Origin of the sequence: Streptomyces sp. NPDC101191 (genome assembly GCF_044767915.1) — a bacterium.
Taxonomy (GTDB): Bacteria; Actinomycetota; Actinomycetes; order Streptomycetales; family Streptomycetaceae; genus Streptomyces.
This window is the reverse complement of the sequence record NZ_JBIWOU010000003.1, coordinates 171,249-186,984: the sequence shown is the minus strand read 5'-3', so window position 1 is coordinate 186,984 and position 15,736 is coordinate 171,249. Positions and strand designations below refer to the sequence as shown.

7 protein-coding genes are annotated in these 15,736 nt (G+C 73.9%); all 7 read left to right on the top strand.

Translation table 11 applies throughout. The annotated features are described in order from the left end of the window. Positions 1 to 38: 38 nt before the first annotated feature. The 7 genes from ACIRQF_RS13990 (at position 39) to ACIRQF_RS13960 (ending at position 15,716) form a co-directional block, all read left to right on the top strand. On the top strand, positions 39 to 1,055 hold the full coding sequence (locus ACIRQF_RS13990; protein ID WP_376626760.1) for an asparagine synthetase A: 1,017 nt from the start codon (positions 39 to 41) through the stop codon (positions 1,053 to 1,055). After that, positions 1,052 to 2,341 (top strand): glutamate synthase-related protein, encoded by a 1,290-nt coding sequence (locus ACIRQF_RS13985; RefSeq protein WP_376626759.1) that lies wholly within the window; start codon positions 1,052 to 1,054, stop codon positions 2,339 to 2,341. The genes ACIRQF_RS13990 and ACIRQF_RS13985 overlap by 4 nt, the downstream gene beginning before the upstream one ends. Then, positions 2,334 to 3,587, top strand: a complete 1,254-nt coding sequence (locus ACIRQF_RS13980; RefSeq protein ID WP_376626758.1) for an MFS transporter — start codon at positions 2,334 to 2,336, stop codon at positions 3,585 to 3,587. The genes ACIRQF_RS13985 and ACIRQF_RS13980 overlap by 8 nt, the downstream gene beginning before the upstream one ends. Next, the gene (locus ACIRQF_RS13975; RefSeq protein ID WP_404092040.1) at positions 3,580 to 5,013 is read left to right on the top strand and encodes an amidase family protein; all 1,434 of its coding nucleotides are present in this window, start codon (positions 3,580 to 3,582) and stop codon (positions 5,011 to 5,013) included. The genes ACIRQF_RS13980 and ACIRQF_RS13975 overlap by 8 nt, the downstream gene beginning before the upstream one ends. A gap of 127 nt (positions 5,014 to 5,140) precedes the next feature. Further along, on the top strand, positions 5,141 to 5,347 hold the full coding sequence (locus ACIRQF_RS13970) for an MbtH family protein (protein WP_376626754.1): 207 nt from the start codon (positions 5,141 to 5,143) through the stop codon (positions 5,345 to 5,347). A gap of 38 nt (positions 5,348 to 5,385) precedes the next feature. Beyond that, entirely contained in the window at positions 5,386 to 11,745 is a 6,360-nt protein-coding gene (locus ACIRQF_RS13965) for an amino acid adenylation domain-containing protein (RefSeq protein WP_404092038.1), read from the top strand. Continuing rightward, positions 11,742 to 15,716: an amino acid adenylation domain-containing protein gene (locus ACIRQF_RS13960; RefSeq protein ID WP_404092035.1), complete on the top strand. Its 3,975-nt coding sequence runs from the start codon at positions 11,742 to 11,744 to the stop codon at positions 15,714 to 15,716. The genes ACIRQF_RS13965 and ACIRQF_RS13960 overlap by 4 nt, the downstream gene beginning before the upstream one ends. The last annotated feature ends 20 nt before the right edge of the window (positions 15,717 to 15,736 follow it).

The following is a 15,736-nucleotide window of genomic DNA, read 5'->3' as shown; positions in this document are numbered from 1 at the left end:
CACGACCCTCACGACCACGACCGACAGGACGCGACATCATGACCCTGACCTCACCCGAGACGGCGAACCGTGGCGAGCTGCTGCCGCCCGCCGACCCCCGGGAGCACCTCAGCTCCCCGGTGACCCGGGCCGCGCTGCGGATCCAGCAGCGGCTGCTCGCCGGCGCCCGCGAGTACCTCACCGGCGCCGGCTGCGCGGAGATGATGCCGCCGATCATCGGCCCGGTGACCGACCCCGGCATCCGCGGCTCCAAGCAGGTCGACCTGGACTTCTACGGGCACAAGTACAAGCTCATGACCAGCGCGATCCTGTACAAGCAGGCCTCGCTGCTCGCCTTCGACAAGATCTTCTGCATAGCCCCGAACGTGCGCCTGGAGCCGCTGGAGACCGCGAACACCAGCCGTCACCTGGCCGAGTTCCACCAGATCGACGTCGAGATCGCGGGCGCCTCCCGCGACGAGATCACGCAGGTCGTCGAGGAGCTGGTCCGGCACATGATCGGGCGCGCCGTCGCCGACTGCGCCGAGGACTTCGCCCTGCTCGGCCGGGACACGGCCGTCTTCGACACGCTGCTCGGCGCGCCGTTCGGGCGCCGAACCCACGCCGACGCCGTGGCCGAGCTCCGGGCCGGCGGCCACCCGCAGAGCCCGGACGCCGAGATCGACTGGCAGGGCGAGGTCATCGTCTCCGAGGCCGCCGACCGGCCCTTCTTCCTCACCGACTACCCCAAGGGATCCCGCGGCTTCTACGACCGGGAGAGCGCCGAACAGCCCGGTGTGCTGCGGAACTTCGACCTGATCGCCCCCGAGGGCTACGGCGAGCTGTGCAGCGGCAGCGAGCGCGAGTTCGACTACGGCCGGATCGTCACCCGGATGCGCGAGACCGGCGAGAACCCCGCGAAGTACGGCTGGTACCTGGCCATGGTCCGCGAGGGCATCCCCGGCTCGGCCGGCTTCGGCATCGGCGTCGAGCGGCTGACCCGCTACGTCACCGGCCTCGACGCCGCCTGGCAGGCCAACGCCTTCCCCAAGCTCCCGGGCCGGGTGTCCCCGTGACCGGATTCCGCACACCCGCCCTCCCCGAGGAACGGATACGCGAACGGGCCCGGCTCGGCACCGCCGCCGCCTTCCCCGACCTCGCCGCCTACGGCAGCACCGCCTTCGGGCAGGACACCGCGGACGGCACCGGCCGGGACGCCCTCGACGCGCTCCGGATCACGCCGCCGGTGTTCATGCCGCTGCGCCTGGAGAAGCTCATCGATCTGGGTCGCGAGCCGCTCCACTCGGACGTCGAACTCACCACCCGCATCGGCGGGTTCACCTCGCCGCTGCCCGTGTACCTGTCCGCCTTCGGCTCCACCAGGGCGGCCGGCACCGACCACGTCCTGGCCCTCAGCCGGCAGGCCGGCCGGCTCGGCATCCCCATGGGCGTCGGCGAGAACATCATGCCCATCGCCGGCTACGGGCGCTCCGGGGAGGACAGCGGACGCACCGTCCTCGACCGCATCCGCGCCTACACCGAGGAGCTCCCCGACGGCCTCGGCGGCCTCGTCGTCCAGCAGAGCACCGAGGACGCCGACGCCGAGGTGTGGAACCTCGTCTACAGCGACCCGGGCGCCCAGCCGCTCCTCGACAGCGGACGCCTCGCCTTCGAGCTGAAGACCGGCCAGGGCGCCAAGCCGGGCCTCGGCGGGCTCACCGTGCTCGACCGCGCCGAGGCGCGGCGGGTCGACGAGCAGTACGCCATCGAGCCGGTCTACGGCACCGAGGCCGAGCGCGTCCTGCGCTGCAGCAGCCCCGGCACCTTCACCGAGGAGATCCTGCGGCAGCAGATCCACCTCATGCGCAACAACTACCCCCGCGCCAAGGTGTGGGTGAAGCTCCACCCCGGCCGGGACATCGGCCACGCCGCGGCCGTCGCCTGGGCCGCGGGCGCCGACGCGGTCACCGTCGACGGTGCCGAGGGCGGCTCCGGCTGGGCGCCGCGCGCCTTCCTGGCCCAGGTCGGACTGCCGCTCGGCGAGTGCCTGAGCCGGATCGGCGCCCACGGCGGCAGCCTGCTGGCCTCCGGCCGCATCTGGGAGGGGAGCCGGGCCGCCAAGTGCCTGGCGCTCGGCGCGACCGCCGTCGGCCTCGGCCGCGGCGCGCTGGTCGCCGTCGACGAGAACCCCGACAGCGGCCTGGTCAACCTGGTCGACTGCCTCGCCCTGGAACTGCGGATGCTGATCAGCGCCCTGGGCAAGTACACGCCCCGGGCACTCGGCCCCGAGGACCTGTGGGCGCCCCAGCCGCTCCTCCCGGCGCTCGCCGAGGACCCCCGGGAGGCCGTCGCCCATGAGTGACACCGACACCGGCACCCAGACCGCCACCGCCCCCGCCGGCCGCTCCACGGGCCACTACCTGGGGCTCAACTACCTCACCTTCACCGGTGCGATGGGGCTCTCCGCGCTCGGCGACGCCGCCTGGTACGTGGCCCTCACCTGGACCCTGTCACGCGAGGTCAGCGCCGCCGCGGCGGGCAGCCTGCTCGCCCTGGCCGCGCTGCCCCGGCTGATCGCCCTGCTCGGCGGCGGCGTCCTCGCCGACCGCACCGGACCGCGCCGCCTCATGGTCCTGACGGACCTGGCGCGCTGCGCGGTGATGGTCGGGGCGGCGGGAGCGATCTTCCTCACCCGCCCCTCGGTGACGCTGCTCTTCGTCACCGCGGCCCTGGTGGCCCTGCTGAGCGCCTTCTTCATCCCGGCGTCCGGAGCCATCAAGCCGCTGCTCCTCGACGAGGCCCATCTGCTGCGCGGCAACGCCCTGTTCGTCCTCGGACTGCGCGGCGGACAGGCGGCCGGCGGACCGATCGGCGCCTCCCTGATCGCGCTCGGCGGACTGCCGCTGATCGCCCTCACCAACGCCGTCGGCTACGCCGTGTCCGCGCTGGCGAGCGCCCGGGTGAAGCTCGTGCACGACCTGCCGCCGCCGCCGGAACGCAAGCCGTTCCTGCGCGAACTCACCTTCGGGCTGCGCTATCTGCGCGGCGAGCGGCACCTCGGCCTGATCCTGGTCGTGCTCGCGCTGAGCGAGCTCAGCTGCGCCCCGCCGGTCAACCTCGGCCTGGTGGTGCTGTCCGACCGGGCCGGTACGGGGGCGGCCGGAGCCGGCTACCTGCTCACGGCCTACACCGTCGGCGCCGTCGCCAGCTCCTTCGTCACCATGCTGCTGCCGAAGGCGAAGCGGGTCGGGATCGCCCTGATGGCGGAGACCGCCCTCGCGGCCGCCTGTCTGGCGGCCCTCGGGAGCGTCGGCGACCTGTGGGCGGGCCTCGCCCTGTACCTGGTCCTCGGCCTGGTCACGGGGCTCTCGGGAGTCATCCTCGTCTCCCTGACGCAGCAGTGGACCGGGGCGGAGGTGCGCGGCCGGGTGATGGCCGTGCTGTCCCTCGTCATCTTCGGTGCGGCCCCGCTGGCGAACGCCGTCTACGGCATGTCGCTCGACTGGCTGGGCTTCGCCCCCACCCTGCGGGTCTTCGGCGCCCTGTGTCTCGCGTCCACGGCGATCATCGCGCTGACCCCGACCCTGAGGAGCGCCCGCCTTGGCTGACAACGCGCGCGGCGAATCCCGCGTCAGCGGCTTCCCCGCCCTCACCGACCTGCACGACCGGCTCCGCGGCGGCACCCTCACCAGCACCGCCCTCACCCGCCTGTGCCTGGACCGCATCGCGGCGGTGAACCCCGTCCTGGGCGCCGTCCTCGCGGTCGACGCCACCGCCCTGGAGCAGGCCGCCGCGGCCGACCGGCGCTACGCGGCCGGCACCCCGCTCGGCCCGCTCGACGGCATCCCGGTCCTGGTCAAGGACAGCATCGACACCGCGGGGCTCGCCAGCACGGCCGGCTCCCGGCTGCTCGCCGTCGCCCCGCCGCGGGGTGACGCCGCGGTCGTGGAACGGCTGCGCCGGGCCGGCGCGGTGGTCCTCGGCAAGACCAACCTCACCGAGTGGTCGAGCTTCCGTACGACGCAGGGCTGCGAGGGATGGTCGGCGGTCGGCGGGCAGACGGTCAATCCGTACTCCCCGCAGCGCACCGCCTCCGGCTCCTCCTCCGGCTCCGCGGTCGCCGTCGCCACCGGCATGGCACCGCTCGCGGTCGGCGCCGAGACGGACGGCTCGATCGTCAGCCCGGCCGGGATCTGCGGGGTGGTCGGCCTCAAGCCGACGCCCGGCACCCTGCCGCTCGACGGGGTCGTCCCGGTCTCGGACACCGAGGACTCGGTCGGTCTGCTCGCCGGACGCGTCGCCGACGCCGCCCTGGCCCTCGACGTCCTCACCTCCGACGCCCCGGCCGCCGGCGCGGCCCCCGGGCCGCTCGGCGGCGCGGGACGGCGGCTCGGCCTGTGGCGGGTGCCCCGGATGCCGGCCCAGGTGGGCGCCGTCCTGGACGCGGCCGCCGGGTCCCTGCGGGCGGCCGGGTTCACCCTGGTCGACGTCGAGATCGACATCGACCGGGAGATCCTGGTCGACGGACTGCGCGCCATGTACGCCGAGTTCACGCCCAGTCTGGAGAAGTACCTGGCCGGCCGGGACGGCGTACCGAGCACCCTGGCCGAGATCGTCGAGGCCAACCGGGCCGACCCGGTGGAGCTCTCCCTGTTCGGCCAGGACCTCTTCGAGACGGTCCTCGGTCTCACCGACGCCGACCGCGCCAAGGCTGAGGGCGGCCGGGCCCGGGCGGTGGAGCGCGCCGTGGAGCTGCTCGACGGCACGCTGCGGCGGTACGGGGTCGAGGCCGTCGTCGCCCCCACCAACGAGCCCGCCTGGCTCGTCGACCACCAGCTCGGCGACCCGTACTCCCCGGGCAGCTCCACCCTCCCGGCACTCGCCCGCAGACCCAACGTCACCGTGCCGGCCGCGCACGGCGGACTGCCCGTCGGTGTCTCGCTGTTCGGCCCGGCCGAGGAGAGCCGCCTGCTCGGGCTCGCCCTGGAGGCCGAGCACGCGCTCGCCCGGCAGCCGCACGCGCTGCTCGTCTGACCCCGCCCGCCGCGGCCGCTTCCGGCCCCCGGCACACGCCCCGACCCGTACGCCTCGGCCCGTAGCCCCGTAGCCCCGTACCCCGACCCGCACCTCCCGACATCCGGAATCCCAGGAGGAGTCCGCCATGACCAACCCCTTCGACCGTGACGACATCGAGTTCCTCGTCGTGGTCAACCACGAGAACCAGCACTCGATCTGGCCCGCCCGCACCGAGGTCCCCGAGGGCTGGCGCCAGGTGTACGGCCCCGCCACCCGTGCCGACAGCCTCGACTGGGTCGAGCGCCACTGGACCGACATCCGCCCGAGCAGCTCGCTGTCCGGCGCGGCCTGACCACCGCCACCGTCCCTGAAAGACCGATGGGAAGACCGATGACTCCGCTTTCCTACGCACAGGCACGGCTGTGGTTCCTCCAGCAGGTCGAGGGCCCCGGCCCGACCTACAACGTTCCCCTGACGGTCCGGCTGCGCGGCGCCCTCGACACCCGGGCACTGCGTGCGGCGGTCCACGACGTCGTGACCCGGCACGAGGTGCTGCGCACGGTTTTCCCCGAGGTCGACGGCGAGCCCCACCAGCGGACGCTGGACCCCTCGGAGAGCACCGTGCCCTGGACGATCACGTCCGTCACCGAGGACGAACTGCCGGAGGCCGTACGCGAGGCCGCCGCCCAGGGCTTCGACCTGGGATGCGAACTGCCTTTGCGCGTGCACCTGTTCCGGGTCGCCGACGAGGACCACGTGCTCCTGCTCGCCATGCACCACATCGCCACCGACGGCTGGTCCCTGCGCCCCCTCCTGCGCGACGTGGCCGCGGCTTACGAGAGCCGGCTCGCCGACCGCGCGCCGATCTGGGAGCCGCTGCCGGTGCAGTACTCCGACTACACGCTCTGGCAGGAGGACCTGCTCGGCGCCGCCGACGACCCCGAGAGCACGGTCCGCCGCCAGCTCGACCACTGGCGGACCGCCCTCGACGGCCTCCCCGACGAGCTGCCCCTGGTCTTCGACCGTCCCCGGCCGAGCTCGGCCTCCTACCGCGGCGGGGTGCTGCGCGCCTCGTTCGACGCGGAGCTGCACCGCCGGATCACTGCCTTCGGGCGCGAGTCCAGGGCGACCGTCTTCATGGTCGTCCAGGCGGCGCTGTCCGGCCTGCTCACGCGGCTCGGCGCCGGCACGGACATCCCGCTCGGCACGCCGGTGGCGGGGCGTACGGACGAGGCCCTGGACGACCTGGTCGGCTTCTTCGTGAACACCCTCGTGCTGCGCTCGGACGTGTCGGGCGATCCGACGTTCCGTGAGCTGGTGGCCCGGGTGCGGACGGCGGACCTGGAGGCCTACGCGCACGCCGACGTGCCCTTCGAGCGCCTGGTGGAGGAGCTGAACCCGCCGCGGTCGCTGGCCCGGCACCCGCTCTTCCAGATCATGCTGCTGCTCCAGAGCCACGAGCCGCCGGCCCTCCAGCTCCCCGGCATCACGTCGGCCGCCACCGAGGTGGTCGAGCTGGACGTCGCGAAGTTCGACCTGACGGTCGAGCTCGCCGAGACCTTCGGCCCGGACGGCGAGCCGGCCGGCGTCAGCGTGCTGCTCAAGTACGCCGCCGACCTCTTCGACCGGCCCACGGTGGAGCGCCTCATGGAGCGCCTCACCCGCGTCCTCACCCAGGCCCTCGCCGCGCCGGACCTTCCGGTGGGCGGCTGGGACGTGCTGTCGGCGGGGGAGCGCACCACGCTGCTGGCCGAGTGGGCGGGCGGCGAGGAGAGGTTCCCGGACGGGTCCTGCGTGCACGAGGTGTTCGCCCGGCAGGCGGCGGCCACGCCGGACGCGGTGGCGCTCGTCTTCGACCGGGCCCGGATCCCGTACGGGGAGCTGGAGGCGCGGTCGAACCGGCTGGCCCGGCACCTCCTCGCCTCGGGTGTCACGCGCGGCGACGTGGTGGGCGTGTACCTGCCGCGCTCGGTGGACCTGGTCGTGGCCGTCCTCGGCGTCCTCAAGGCCGGCGGCGCGTACACGATGCTGGACCCGGAGTTCCCCGTGGAACGGGTCTCCGCGGTCCTCGGGCAGACCGGCGGCAGGCTCGTGATCACCGAGAGTGCCCTGTCGGGGCGCCTCACCGGATACGACGAGCTGGTCCTGGACCGGGACGCGGACACGATCGCCGCCCTGGACTCCTCCGCGCCGGAGCGGATCGCCGGCCCGCCCGACGCGGCCTGCGTCATGTTCACCTCGGGCTCCACGGGCACCCCGAAGGGCGTCGTCTCCCCGCACCGCGCGATCGTCGGCACCCTGGCCGGCCAGCGCTACGTGGACTTCGACCCCGGCCAGGTGTGGCTCCAGTGCGCCCCGGTGTCCTGGGACGCCTTCGCCCTGGAGCTGTTCGGCGCGCTGCTGTCCGGGGCCACCTGTGTCCTGCAGCCGGGCCAGCGGCCCGAACCGGCCGTCATCTCCCGCCTGGTGGCGGAGCACGGGGTGACCACCGTGCACGTCTCGGCGAGCCTGCTGAACTTCCTCCTCGACGAGTACCCGGGTGTCTTCACCGGCCTGACGCAGGTCATGACCGGCGGCGAGGCCGCCTCGGTCGCCCATGTGACGCGTCTCGTCCGGGAGTTCCCGCGGCTGCGGCTCGTGAACGGCTATTCGCCGGCCGAGTCGATGATCTTCACGGTCGCCCACCGCATCACCGAGGACGACGCCGGCTCCGCCTCCATCCCCGTGGGCCGGGCGCTCAACAACAAGCGTCTGTACGTGCTCGACGAGCAGCTGAACCCGGTCGCCCCGGGCGTGATCGGCGAGCTGTACATGGCGGGAGTCGGCCTGGCCCACGGTTACGCGGGCCAGCCCGGCCTGACCGCGGGCCGGTTCGTGGCCTGCCCGTTCGGTCCGGCCGGCGAGCGCATGTACCGCACCGGGGACCTGGTGCGCTGGCGCGCCGACGGGGTCCTGGAGTTCCACGGGCGCGCCGACGACCAGGTCAAGATCCGCGGCTTCCGCGTGGAGCCCGGCGAGATCCAGAACGTCCTCTCCACCCACCCGGCCGTCGGCCAGGCCGCCGTCGTGGTCCGCGAGGACACCCCCGGCGACAAGCGTCTCGTCGGCTACGTCGTCCCCGCCGACCCGCAGGCGCCGCCGGAGCCGGCCGATCTCCGCGCCCATGTGGCGGACCGGCTGCCGGAGTACATGGTGCCTGCGGGCCACGTCGTCCTCGACGCCTTCCCGCTCACGCCGACCGGCAAGCTCGACCGGCGCGCCCTGCCTGCCCCGGCGTACGTGTCCCGGGCCGGCGGGCGGGCCCCGCGCGACGAGCGCGAGGAGGCGCTGTGCGCGCTCTTCGCCGAGCTGCTCGGCCGCGACAGCGTCACGATCGACGACAACTTCTTCGATCTGGGCGGCCATTCGCTCCTGGCCGCCAAGCTCATCACCCGCCTCCGCTCCACCCTCGGCGTCGAACTCGCCGTACCGGATCTCTTCGAGGCACCCACCGTTTCCGACTTCTCGGCGCGCACCGTCGATGCCCGCCAGGCGAGAAAGGGCTCCAGCGTCATGGACCGACCCGAGGACATCCCTCTCTCCTACGCCCAGCGCAGGCTGTGGTTCCTCAACAAGATGGAGGGACCGAACAGCACGTACAACGTCGCCTTCGCGATCCGGCTGCGCGGCCCGCTGGACGTCGAGGCGCTGCGCACCTCGATCGTCGACGTCGTGGCCCGGCACGAGGCCCTGCGCACGGTCTTCGTGGAGCTGGAGGGCGAGCCGCACCAGCGGGTCGTGCCGTCGTCCGACGCGCGGGTGAGCGTCGAGGTGACCCGGGTCGAGGCCGACGGGCTCGTCGTCGCGCTCGACACGGCCTCCCGTTACACCTTCGACCTCGGCACGACCCTGCCGGTGCGCGCCGACATCTTCGTGGTGAGCCCCACCGAGCACGTGCTGCTCCTCGTCATGCACCACATCGCCAGCGACGGCTGGTCCATGGGCCCGGTCCTGCGCGACCTGACCTACGCCTACGCCGCCCGCAGTGCCGGCGACACCCCGGTCTGGGAGCCGTTGCCCGTGCAGTACGTCGACTACACCCTCTGGCAGCAGGACCTGCTCGGCGACTCCGCCGACCCCGACAGCCTCATCGCCCGCCAGCTCGACTACTGGCGCGAGGCCCTCGACGGCCTTCCCGAGGAGACCACCCTCCCCGTCGACCGGCCCCGCCCCTCCGAGCCCTCGCACAAGGGGGAAATAGCGGAGGTGATGCTCGGCAGGGACCTGCACCGGCGCCTGCTCGCCTTCGCCCGCGAGTCCCAGGCGACCGTCTTCATGGTGATCCAGGCGGCCGTGTCGGGCCTGCTCGCCCGCCTGGGCGCGGGCACGGACGTCCCGATGGGCACGCCGGTGGCGGGGCGTACGGACGAGGCCCTGGACGACCTGGTCGGCTTCTTCGTGAACACCCTCGTGCTGCGCTCGGACGTGTCGGGCGATCCGACGTTCCGTGAGCTGGTGGCCCGGGTGCGGTCCACGGACCTGGAGGCGTACGCGCACGCCGACGTGCCCTTCGAGCGTCTGGTGGAGGAGCTGAACCCGCCGCGGTCGCTGGCCCGGCACCCGCTCTTCCAGATCATGCTCGTCGTGCAGAACAACGCCGAGGCCAAGCTCTCCTTCCCCGGCGTCGAGGTGGAGGTCGACCCGGTCCTCACCGGGAGCGCGAAGTTCGACCTCACCTTCGGCTTCACCGAGACCTTCGACGCGAACCGGGAGCCGGCCGGCATCCTGACCGTCGTCGAGTACGCCACCGACCTGTTCGACGCCGCGTCCATCGAGGCCCTGGTGGCCCGTCTCGAACGCCTCATGGAGGCCCAGCTCGACGACCCGGACCTGCCGGTGGGCCGCTGGGACGTCCTGTCGCGCGACGAGCGGACCGCGCTCCTCGACGACTGGGCGGGCGACGACGCCGAGTTCCCGGCCGAGTCCTGCGTGCACGAGATGTTCTCCCGGCGGGCCGCGGCCACGCCCGACGCCGTTGCCCTGGTCTTCGAGGACCGGCGGGTGACGTACGGCGAGCTGGAGGAGCGCTCCAACCGGATGGCCCGGCACCTGACCGCGTCCGGTGTGCGGCGCGGTGACGTGGCCGGCGTCTACCTGCCGCGCTCGGTGGACCTGGTCGTGGCCGTCCTCGGTCTCCTGAAGGCCGGCGGCACGTACACGATGCTGGACCCGGAGTTCCCCGTGGAGCGCATCTCCGTGGTGCTCGGGCAGACCGGCAGCCGGCTCGTCATCACCGAGAGCGCCCTGTCCGGACGCCTCGACGGCTACTCCGAGGTCGTGATCGACCGGGACGCCGCCGCCATCGCCGCCCTGGACGCCGGACCGGTCGGGCGGATCGCCACCCCGGCGGACGCGGCCTGCGTGATGTTCACCTCGGGTTCCACGGGCACCCCGAAGGGCGTCGTCTCCCCGCACCGCGCGGTCGTCGGCACCCTCACCAACCAGCGCAGCCTCCCCTTCGGCGCGGACGATGTCTGGCTGCAGTGCGCCCCGGTGTCCTGGGACGCCTTCGCCCTGGAGCTGTTCGGCGCGCTGCTCACCGGCGCGACCTGCGTGCTGCAGCCCGGCCAGCGGCCCGAGCCCGCGCTCATCTCCCGGCTGATCCACGAGCACTCCGTCACCTCCCTGCACGTCTCGGCGAGCCTGCTGAACTTCCTCCTCGACGAGTACCCGGGCGTCTTCGCCGGACTGCGCCACGTCATGACCGGTGGCGAGGCCGCGTCCATCCCCCATGTGATGCGTCTGGTGCGGGAGTTCCCGCAGGTGCGGTTGGTCAACGGCTACTCGCCCGCCGAGTCGATGATCTTCACGGTCGCCCACCACATCACCGAGGCCGACGCGGGCTCCGCCTCCATCCCGGTCGGCCGGTCGCTCTCCAACAAGCGCCTCTACGTCCTCGACGAGCAGCTCAACCTCGCCGCCCCGGGCGTGATCGGCGAGCTCTACATGGCCGGCGTCGGCCTCGCGCACGGATACGCCGGCCAACCCGCCCTGACCGCGGGCCGGTTCGTGGCCTGCCCGTTCGGTCCGGCCGGCGAGCGGATGTACCGCACGGGCGACCTGGTGCGCTGGCGCGCGGACGGCATCCTGGAGTTCCACGGGCGCGCCGACGACCAGGTCAAGATCCGCGGCTTCCGCGTCGAGCCCGGCGAGATCCAGAACGTGCTCGCCACCCACCCGACGGTCGGCCAGGCCGCCGTCGTGGTCCGCGAGGACACCCCCGGCGACAAGCGCCTCGTCGCCTATGTCGTCCCCGCCGACCCGGCCGTCGCACCCGACTCCGGAACGCTGCGCGCCCACCTGGCGGACCGGCTGCCGGAGTACATGGTCCCGGCCGGCTACGTGACCGTGGACGCCTTCCCGCTCACCCCGACCGGCAAGCTCGACCGGCGCGCCCTGCCCGCCCCGGTCTACGAGTCCCGGGAGGGGGGCCGTGCCCCGCGCAACGAGCGCGAGGAGAAGCTGTGCGGCCTGTTCGCCGAGATCCTCGGCCGCGACGGCGTCACCATCGACGACAACTTCTTCGACCTCGGCGGGCACTCGCTGCTCGTCACCCGCCTGATCAGCCGGGTCCGGTCCGTCCTCAGCGCCGAGCTCACCATCAAGGCCGTCTTCGAGTCACCGACCGTCGCGGGCCTCGCCGACCAGCTGACCACCGCCCCCAAGGCCCGCCCCATGCTCCGGGCCCGCAGGAGGGAAGGCTCCTCGTGATACCCCTGTCCTTCGCCCAGCGCCGGCTGTGGTTCTTCGAACAGGCCCACGGCTCGACCGCCGCGTACAACCTGCCGTTCGCGCTCCGGCTGCGCGGCACCCTCGACCAGGACGCCCTGCGGGCCGCGCTTGCGGACGTGGTCGCCCGGCACGAGGCCCTGCGCACCCTGTGCCTCACCGTGGCCGACGAGCCCTACCAGCGCATCCTCGACGCCGGGGAGCGCGAGGTGCCCTGGCACGTCTCGGACTGCGCCGAGGAGGACCTGGCCGAGGCCCTCGCCCACGGCCCGGTCGGCTTCGACCTCACCACCGAACTCCCCCTGCGCGCCCACCTGTTCGTGACCGCGCCCGACGACCACACGCTGCTGCTCGTGATGCACCACATCGCGACCGACGGCTGGTCCCTCGGCCCCCTCGTACGCGATCTGGCCGCCGCCTACGCGGCGCGCCTGGCCGACCGGGCGCCCGACTGGGAGCCGCTGCCGGTGCAGTACTCCGACTACACGCTCTGGCAGCAGGACCTGCTCGGCGACCCCGACGACCCGGACAGCCTGCTCGCCCGCCAGCTCCGGCACTGGACCGAGACCCTGGCCGGGCTGCCCGAGGAGTCGGCACTGCCCTCCGACCGGCCCCGGCCGGCGCAGCCCTCGCACCGCGGCGGCGCCACCGCCCTGACGACCGGCCCCGCACTGCACCACCGGCTGCTCGGCCTCGCCCGCGAGGAGCAGGCCACCGTGTTCATGGTGGTGCACGCCGCGCTGGCCGCGCTGATGTACCGGCTCGGCGCGGGCCCGGACGTGGTGATCGGCACCGCGACCGCGGGCCGCACCGACGACGCCCTCGACGACCTCGTCGGCTTCTTCGTCAACACCCTCGCCCTGCGGACGGACCTCTCCGGAGACCCCACGTTCCGTGAACTCCTCCGCCAGGTACGGGAGGCGGACCTGAACGCGTTCGCCCACGCGGACGTGCCCTTCGAGCGTCTGGTGGAGGAGCTGAACCCACCGCGCTCCCTGACCCGCCACCCCCTGTTCCAGATCATGCTCCTCGTCCAGCAGGAGAAGTCCGGTGAGGCACTGAGCCTGCCGGGCCTCGCCGTCGCGCCGATGGGCGCCGGTACGAGGACGGCCAAGTCCTTCGACCTGACCATCGCCATCGGCGACACCTACGACGCCGCGGGCGAGCCGGCCGGCCTCAGCCTCAACGTGGACTTCGCGGCCGACCTCTTCGACATGCCCACGGTCGACACCGTCATCGAGCGCCTGGTCCGGCTCCTGGACGCGGCCCTCACCGACCCGGACGTCCCGGTCGGCCGGCTCGGCATCCTCTCCGAGGACGAGCGCGCCGCCCTGCCGGAGCGGTCGACCGGGCCCGCGCTCGACGTGCCGCCCGGCACCCGCGTCCCCGACGCGATCGCCGGCCACGCCCGCCGCCGCCCGGACGCCACGGCCCTGACGTACGGCACCGAGCGCCTCACGTACGGGGAACTCGACGGGCGCGCCAACCAGCTCGCGCACCACCTGGTGGAGGCGGGAGTGCGCCCGGGCGACCTGGTCGGGGTGTGCCTCGGCCGCGGCATCGGCATGATCGTCGCGCTGCTCGGCATCCACCGCGCGGGCGCCGCGTACGTCCCCCTCGACGTGAGCTACCCGGCCGAGCGCCTCGCCTTCCTCATCGAGGACTCCCGGGCCGCCGCCATCGTCACCGGCGGCGCCCAGCGGGCCCTCGTCCCCGACACCGGAGCGGTCCTCGTCGACCTCGACGCCGAGGCCGCGGCCCTGGCCGCCCGGCCCGCCACCGCCCCCGGGACCGCGGTCACGGACGGCGACGCCGCCTACGTCATCTACACCTCCGGCTCCACCGGCCGTCCCAAGGGCGTCGTCGTCGAGCACCGCAACCTCGCCGACCTGTGCGTGTGGCTGACGCGGGAGTACGCGATCACCCCCGCCGACCGGGTCAGCCAGGTCGCCACCCAGGGCTTCGACGCCTCCGTGATCGAGATCTGGCCCGCCCTGTTCGCCGGCGCCGCCCTGTGCGTCGCCGAGCAGGAGGTCCTGGACGACGCCGAGGCGCTCGTCGACTGGGTCGCCGACGCGGGCGTCACCTTCTGCCTGCTGCCCACCCCGCGCGTCGACCTCGTCCTCGACGACCTCACCGACCGGGCCCCCGCCCTGCGCTTCGTCTACTGCGGCGGCGACGTGCTGCGCAACCGGCCCCGCCCGGACGCGTCCTTCGTCTTCACCAACATGTACGGCCCCACGGAGTGCACCGTCGCCGCCACGGCCGGAGTCGTGGCCCCGCAGGGCCCCGGCGCCGAGGGACTGCCCGACATCGGCGGCCCGACCGCCAACACCCGCTGCCACGTCCTCGACGACTGGCTGCGGCCCGTCCCCGACGGGGTGCGGGGAGAGCTCTACCTCGCGGGCGACGGCGTGGCCCGCGGCTACCTGCGCCGACCGGACCTGACCGCCGGCCGCTTCGTCGCCGACCCCTACGGGCCGCCCGGATCCCGCATGTACCGCACCGGCGACGCCGTGCGCCGGCTGCCCGACGGGCGTCTCGTCTTCGCCGGCCGCACCGACCAGCAGGTCAAGCTGCGCGGCCTGCGCATCGAGACCGGCGAGATCGAGTCCGTCCTCGCCCGCCACCCGGACGTCGGCGCGGCGGTCGTCCGGGTGGGCAGGGGGCCCGGCGGCGCGGAGGCCCTGATCGCCCACGCCATCCCGGCCGGGGACACCCGCCCGGACCCGGCCGCACTGCGCGCGTTCGCCGCCGGCTCGCTCCCCGAGTACATGGTCCCCGCCCACGTGGTCGTCCTGGACGCCTTCCCGCTCACCCCCAACGGCAAGATCGACCTGCGAAGGCTGCCGGCCCCCGAGGCCGGTCCCCTCGGCCCGGACGCACGCCCCTTCCGCCCGCCGCGCACCGAGCGGGAGCAGATCCTGTGCGGGATCTTCGCGGACGTGCTGCGCGTCGAGCGGGTCGGCATCGACGACGGCTTCTTCGACCTGGGCGGCCACTCGCTCCTCGCCACCCGCCTGATCAGCCGCATCCGGGCCGCGTTCGGCGTGCGCTTCGGCCTCAGGACCCTGTTCGAGGCGCCGACCGTGGCCGGCCTCGCCGCCCGCCTGGACGCCCCGGACACCGCCGAGGCACAGGGAGTCCTGCTGCCGCTGCGCTCCACCGGCAGCCTGCCGCCCCTGTTCTGCGTCCACCCCTCCGCGGGCGTCGGCTCCGTCTACTCCGGACTGCTCACCGCGCTCGGCCCCGACCGGCCCGTCCACGGCCTCCAGGCCCGAGCGCTGACCGAACCGGACGCGGCACCCGACTCCGTACGCGCCATGGCCGCCGACTACCTCGCCGAGATCCGCGCCGTGCAGCCCGAAGGGCCGTACCACCTGCTCGGCTGGTCCTTCGGCGCGGGCGTCGCCCACGAGATGGCGGTACAGCTCCAGGCCTGGGGCCAGGAGGTGGCCCTGCTCGTCATGCTCGACGGCTATCCGCCGGACCCCACCTGGGACCGCACCTGGCGGGCCGACGCCCCCGAGACCCTGGCCGCGCTGCTGCTCAACCTCGGCTACGACACGGCACCGTGGGGCGCCCGCGGACCGTCCTACGCCGAGTACGAGGAGACCGTACGGGACGTCCACGGCCCCCTCGGCGGGCTGCCCGCGGACATCGCCGCGGCCCTCCCCGGCGCCTTCGCCGCCAACCTCAGCCTGCTGCCCGGCTTCACTCCGGGCGTCTTCGACGGCGACGTCCTCTACTTCCACGCCACCGCCGACAAGCACGCGAACTCCCCCCGGCCGGAGGCCTGGGCGCCGCACCTCACCGGCCGGCTCGACCTGCACGCCGTCGACTGCGACCACGGCGGAATCGTCCGCCCCGGACCGCTGTCCGTCATCGCCCCGCTGCTGCGCGCCCGTCTCGCCGGGCGAACCCCGGTCGCGGCGGCGCTCCCGGTCGCCTGACCGCCGTCACCCCGTCCTCT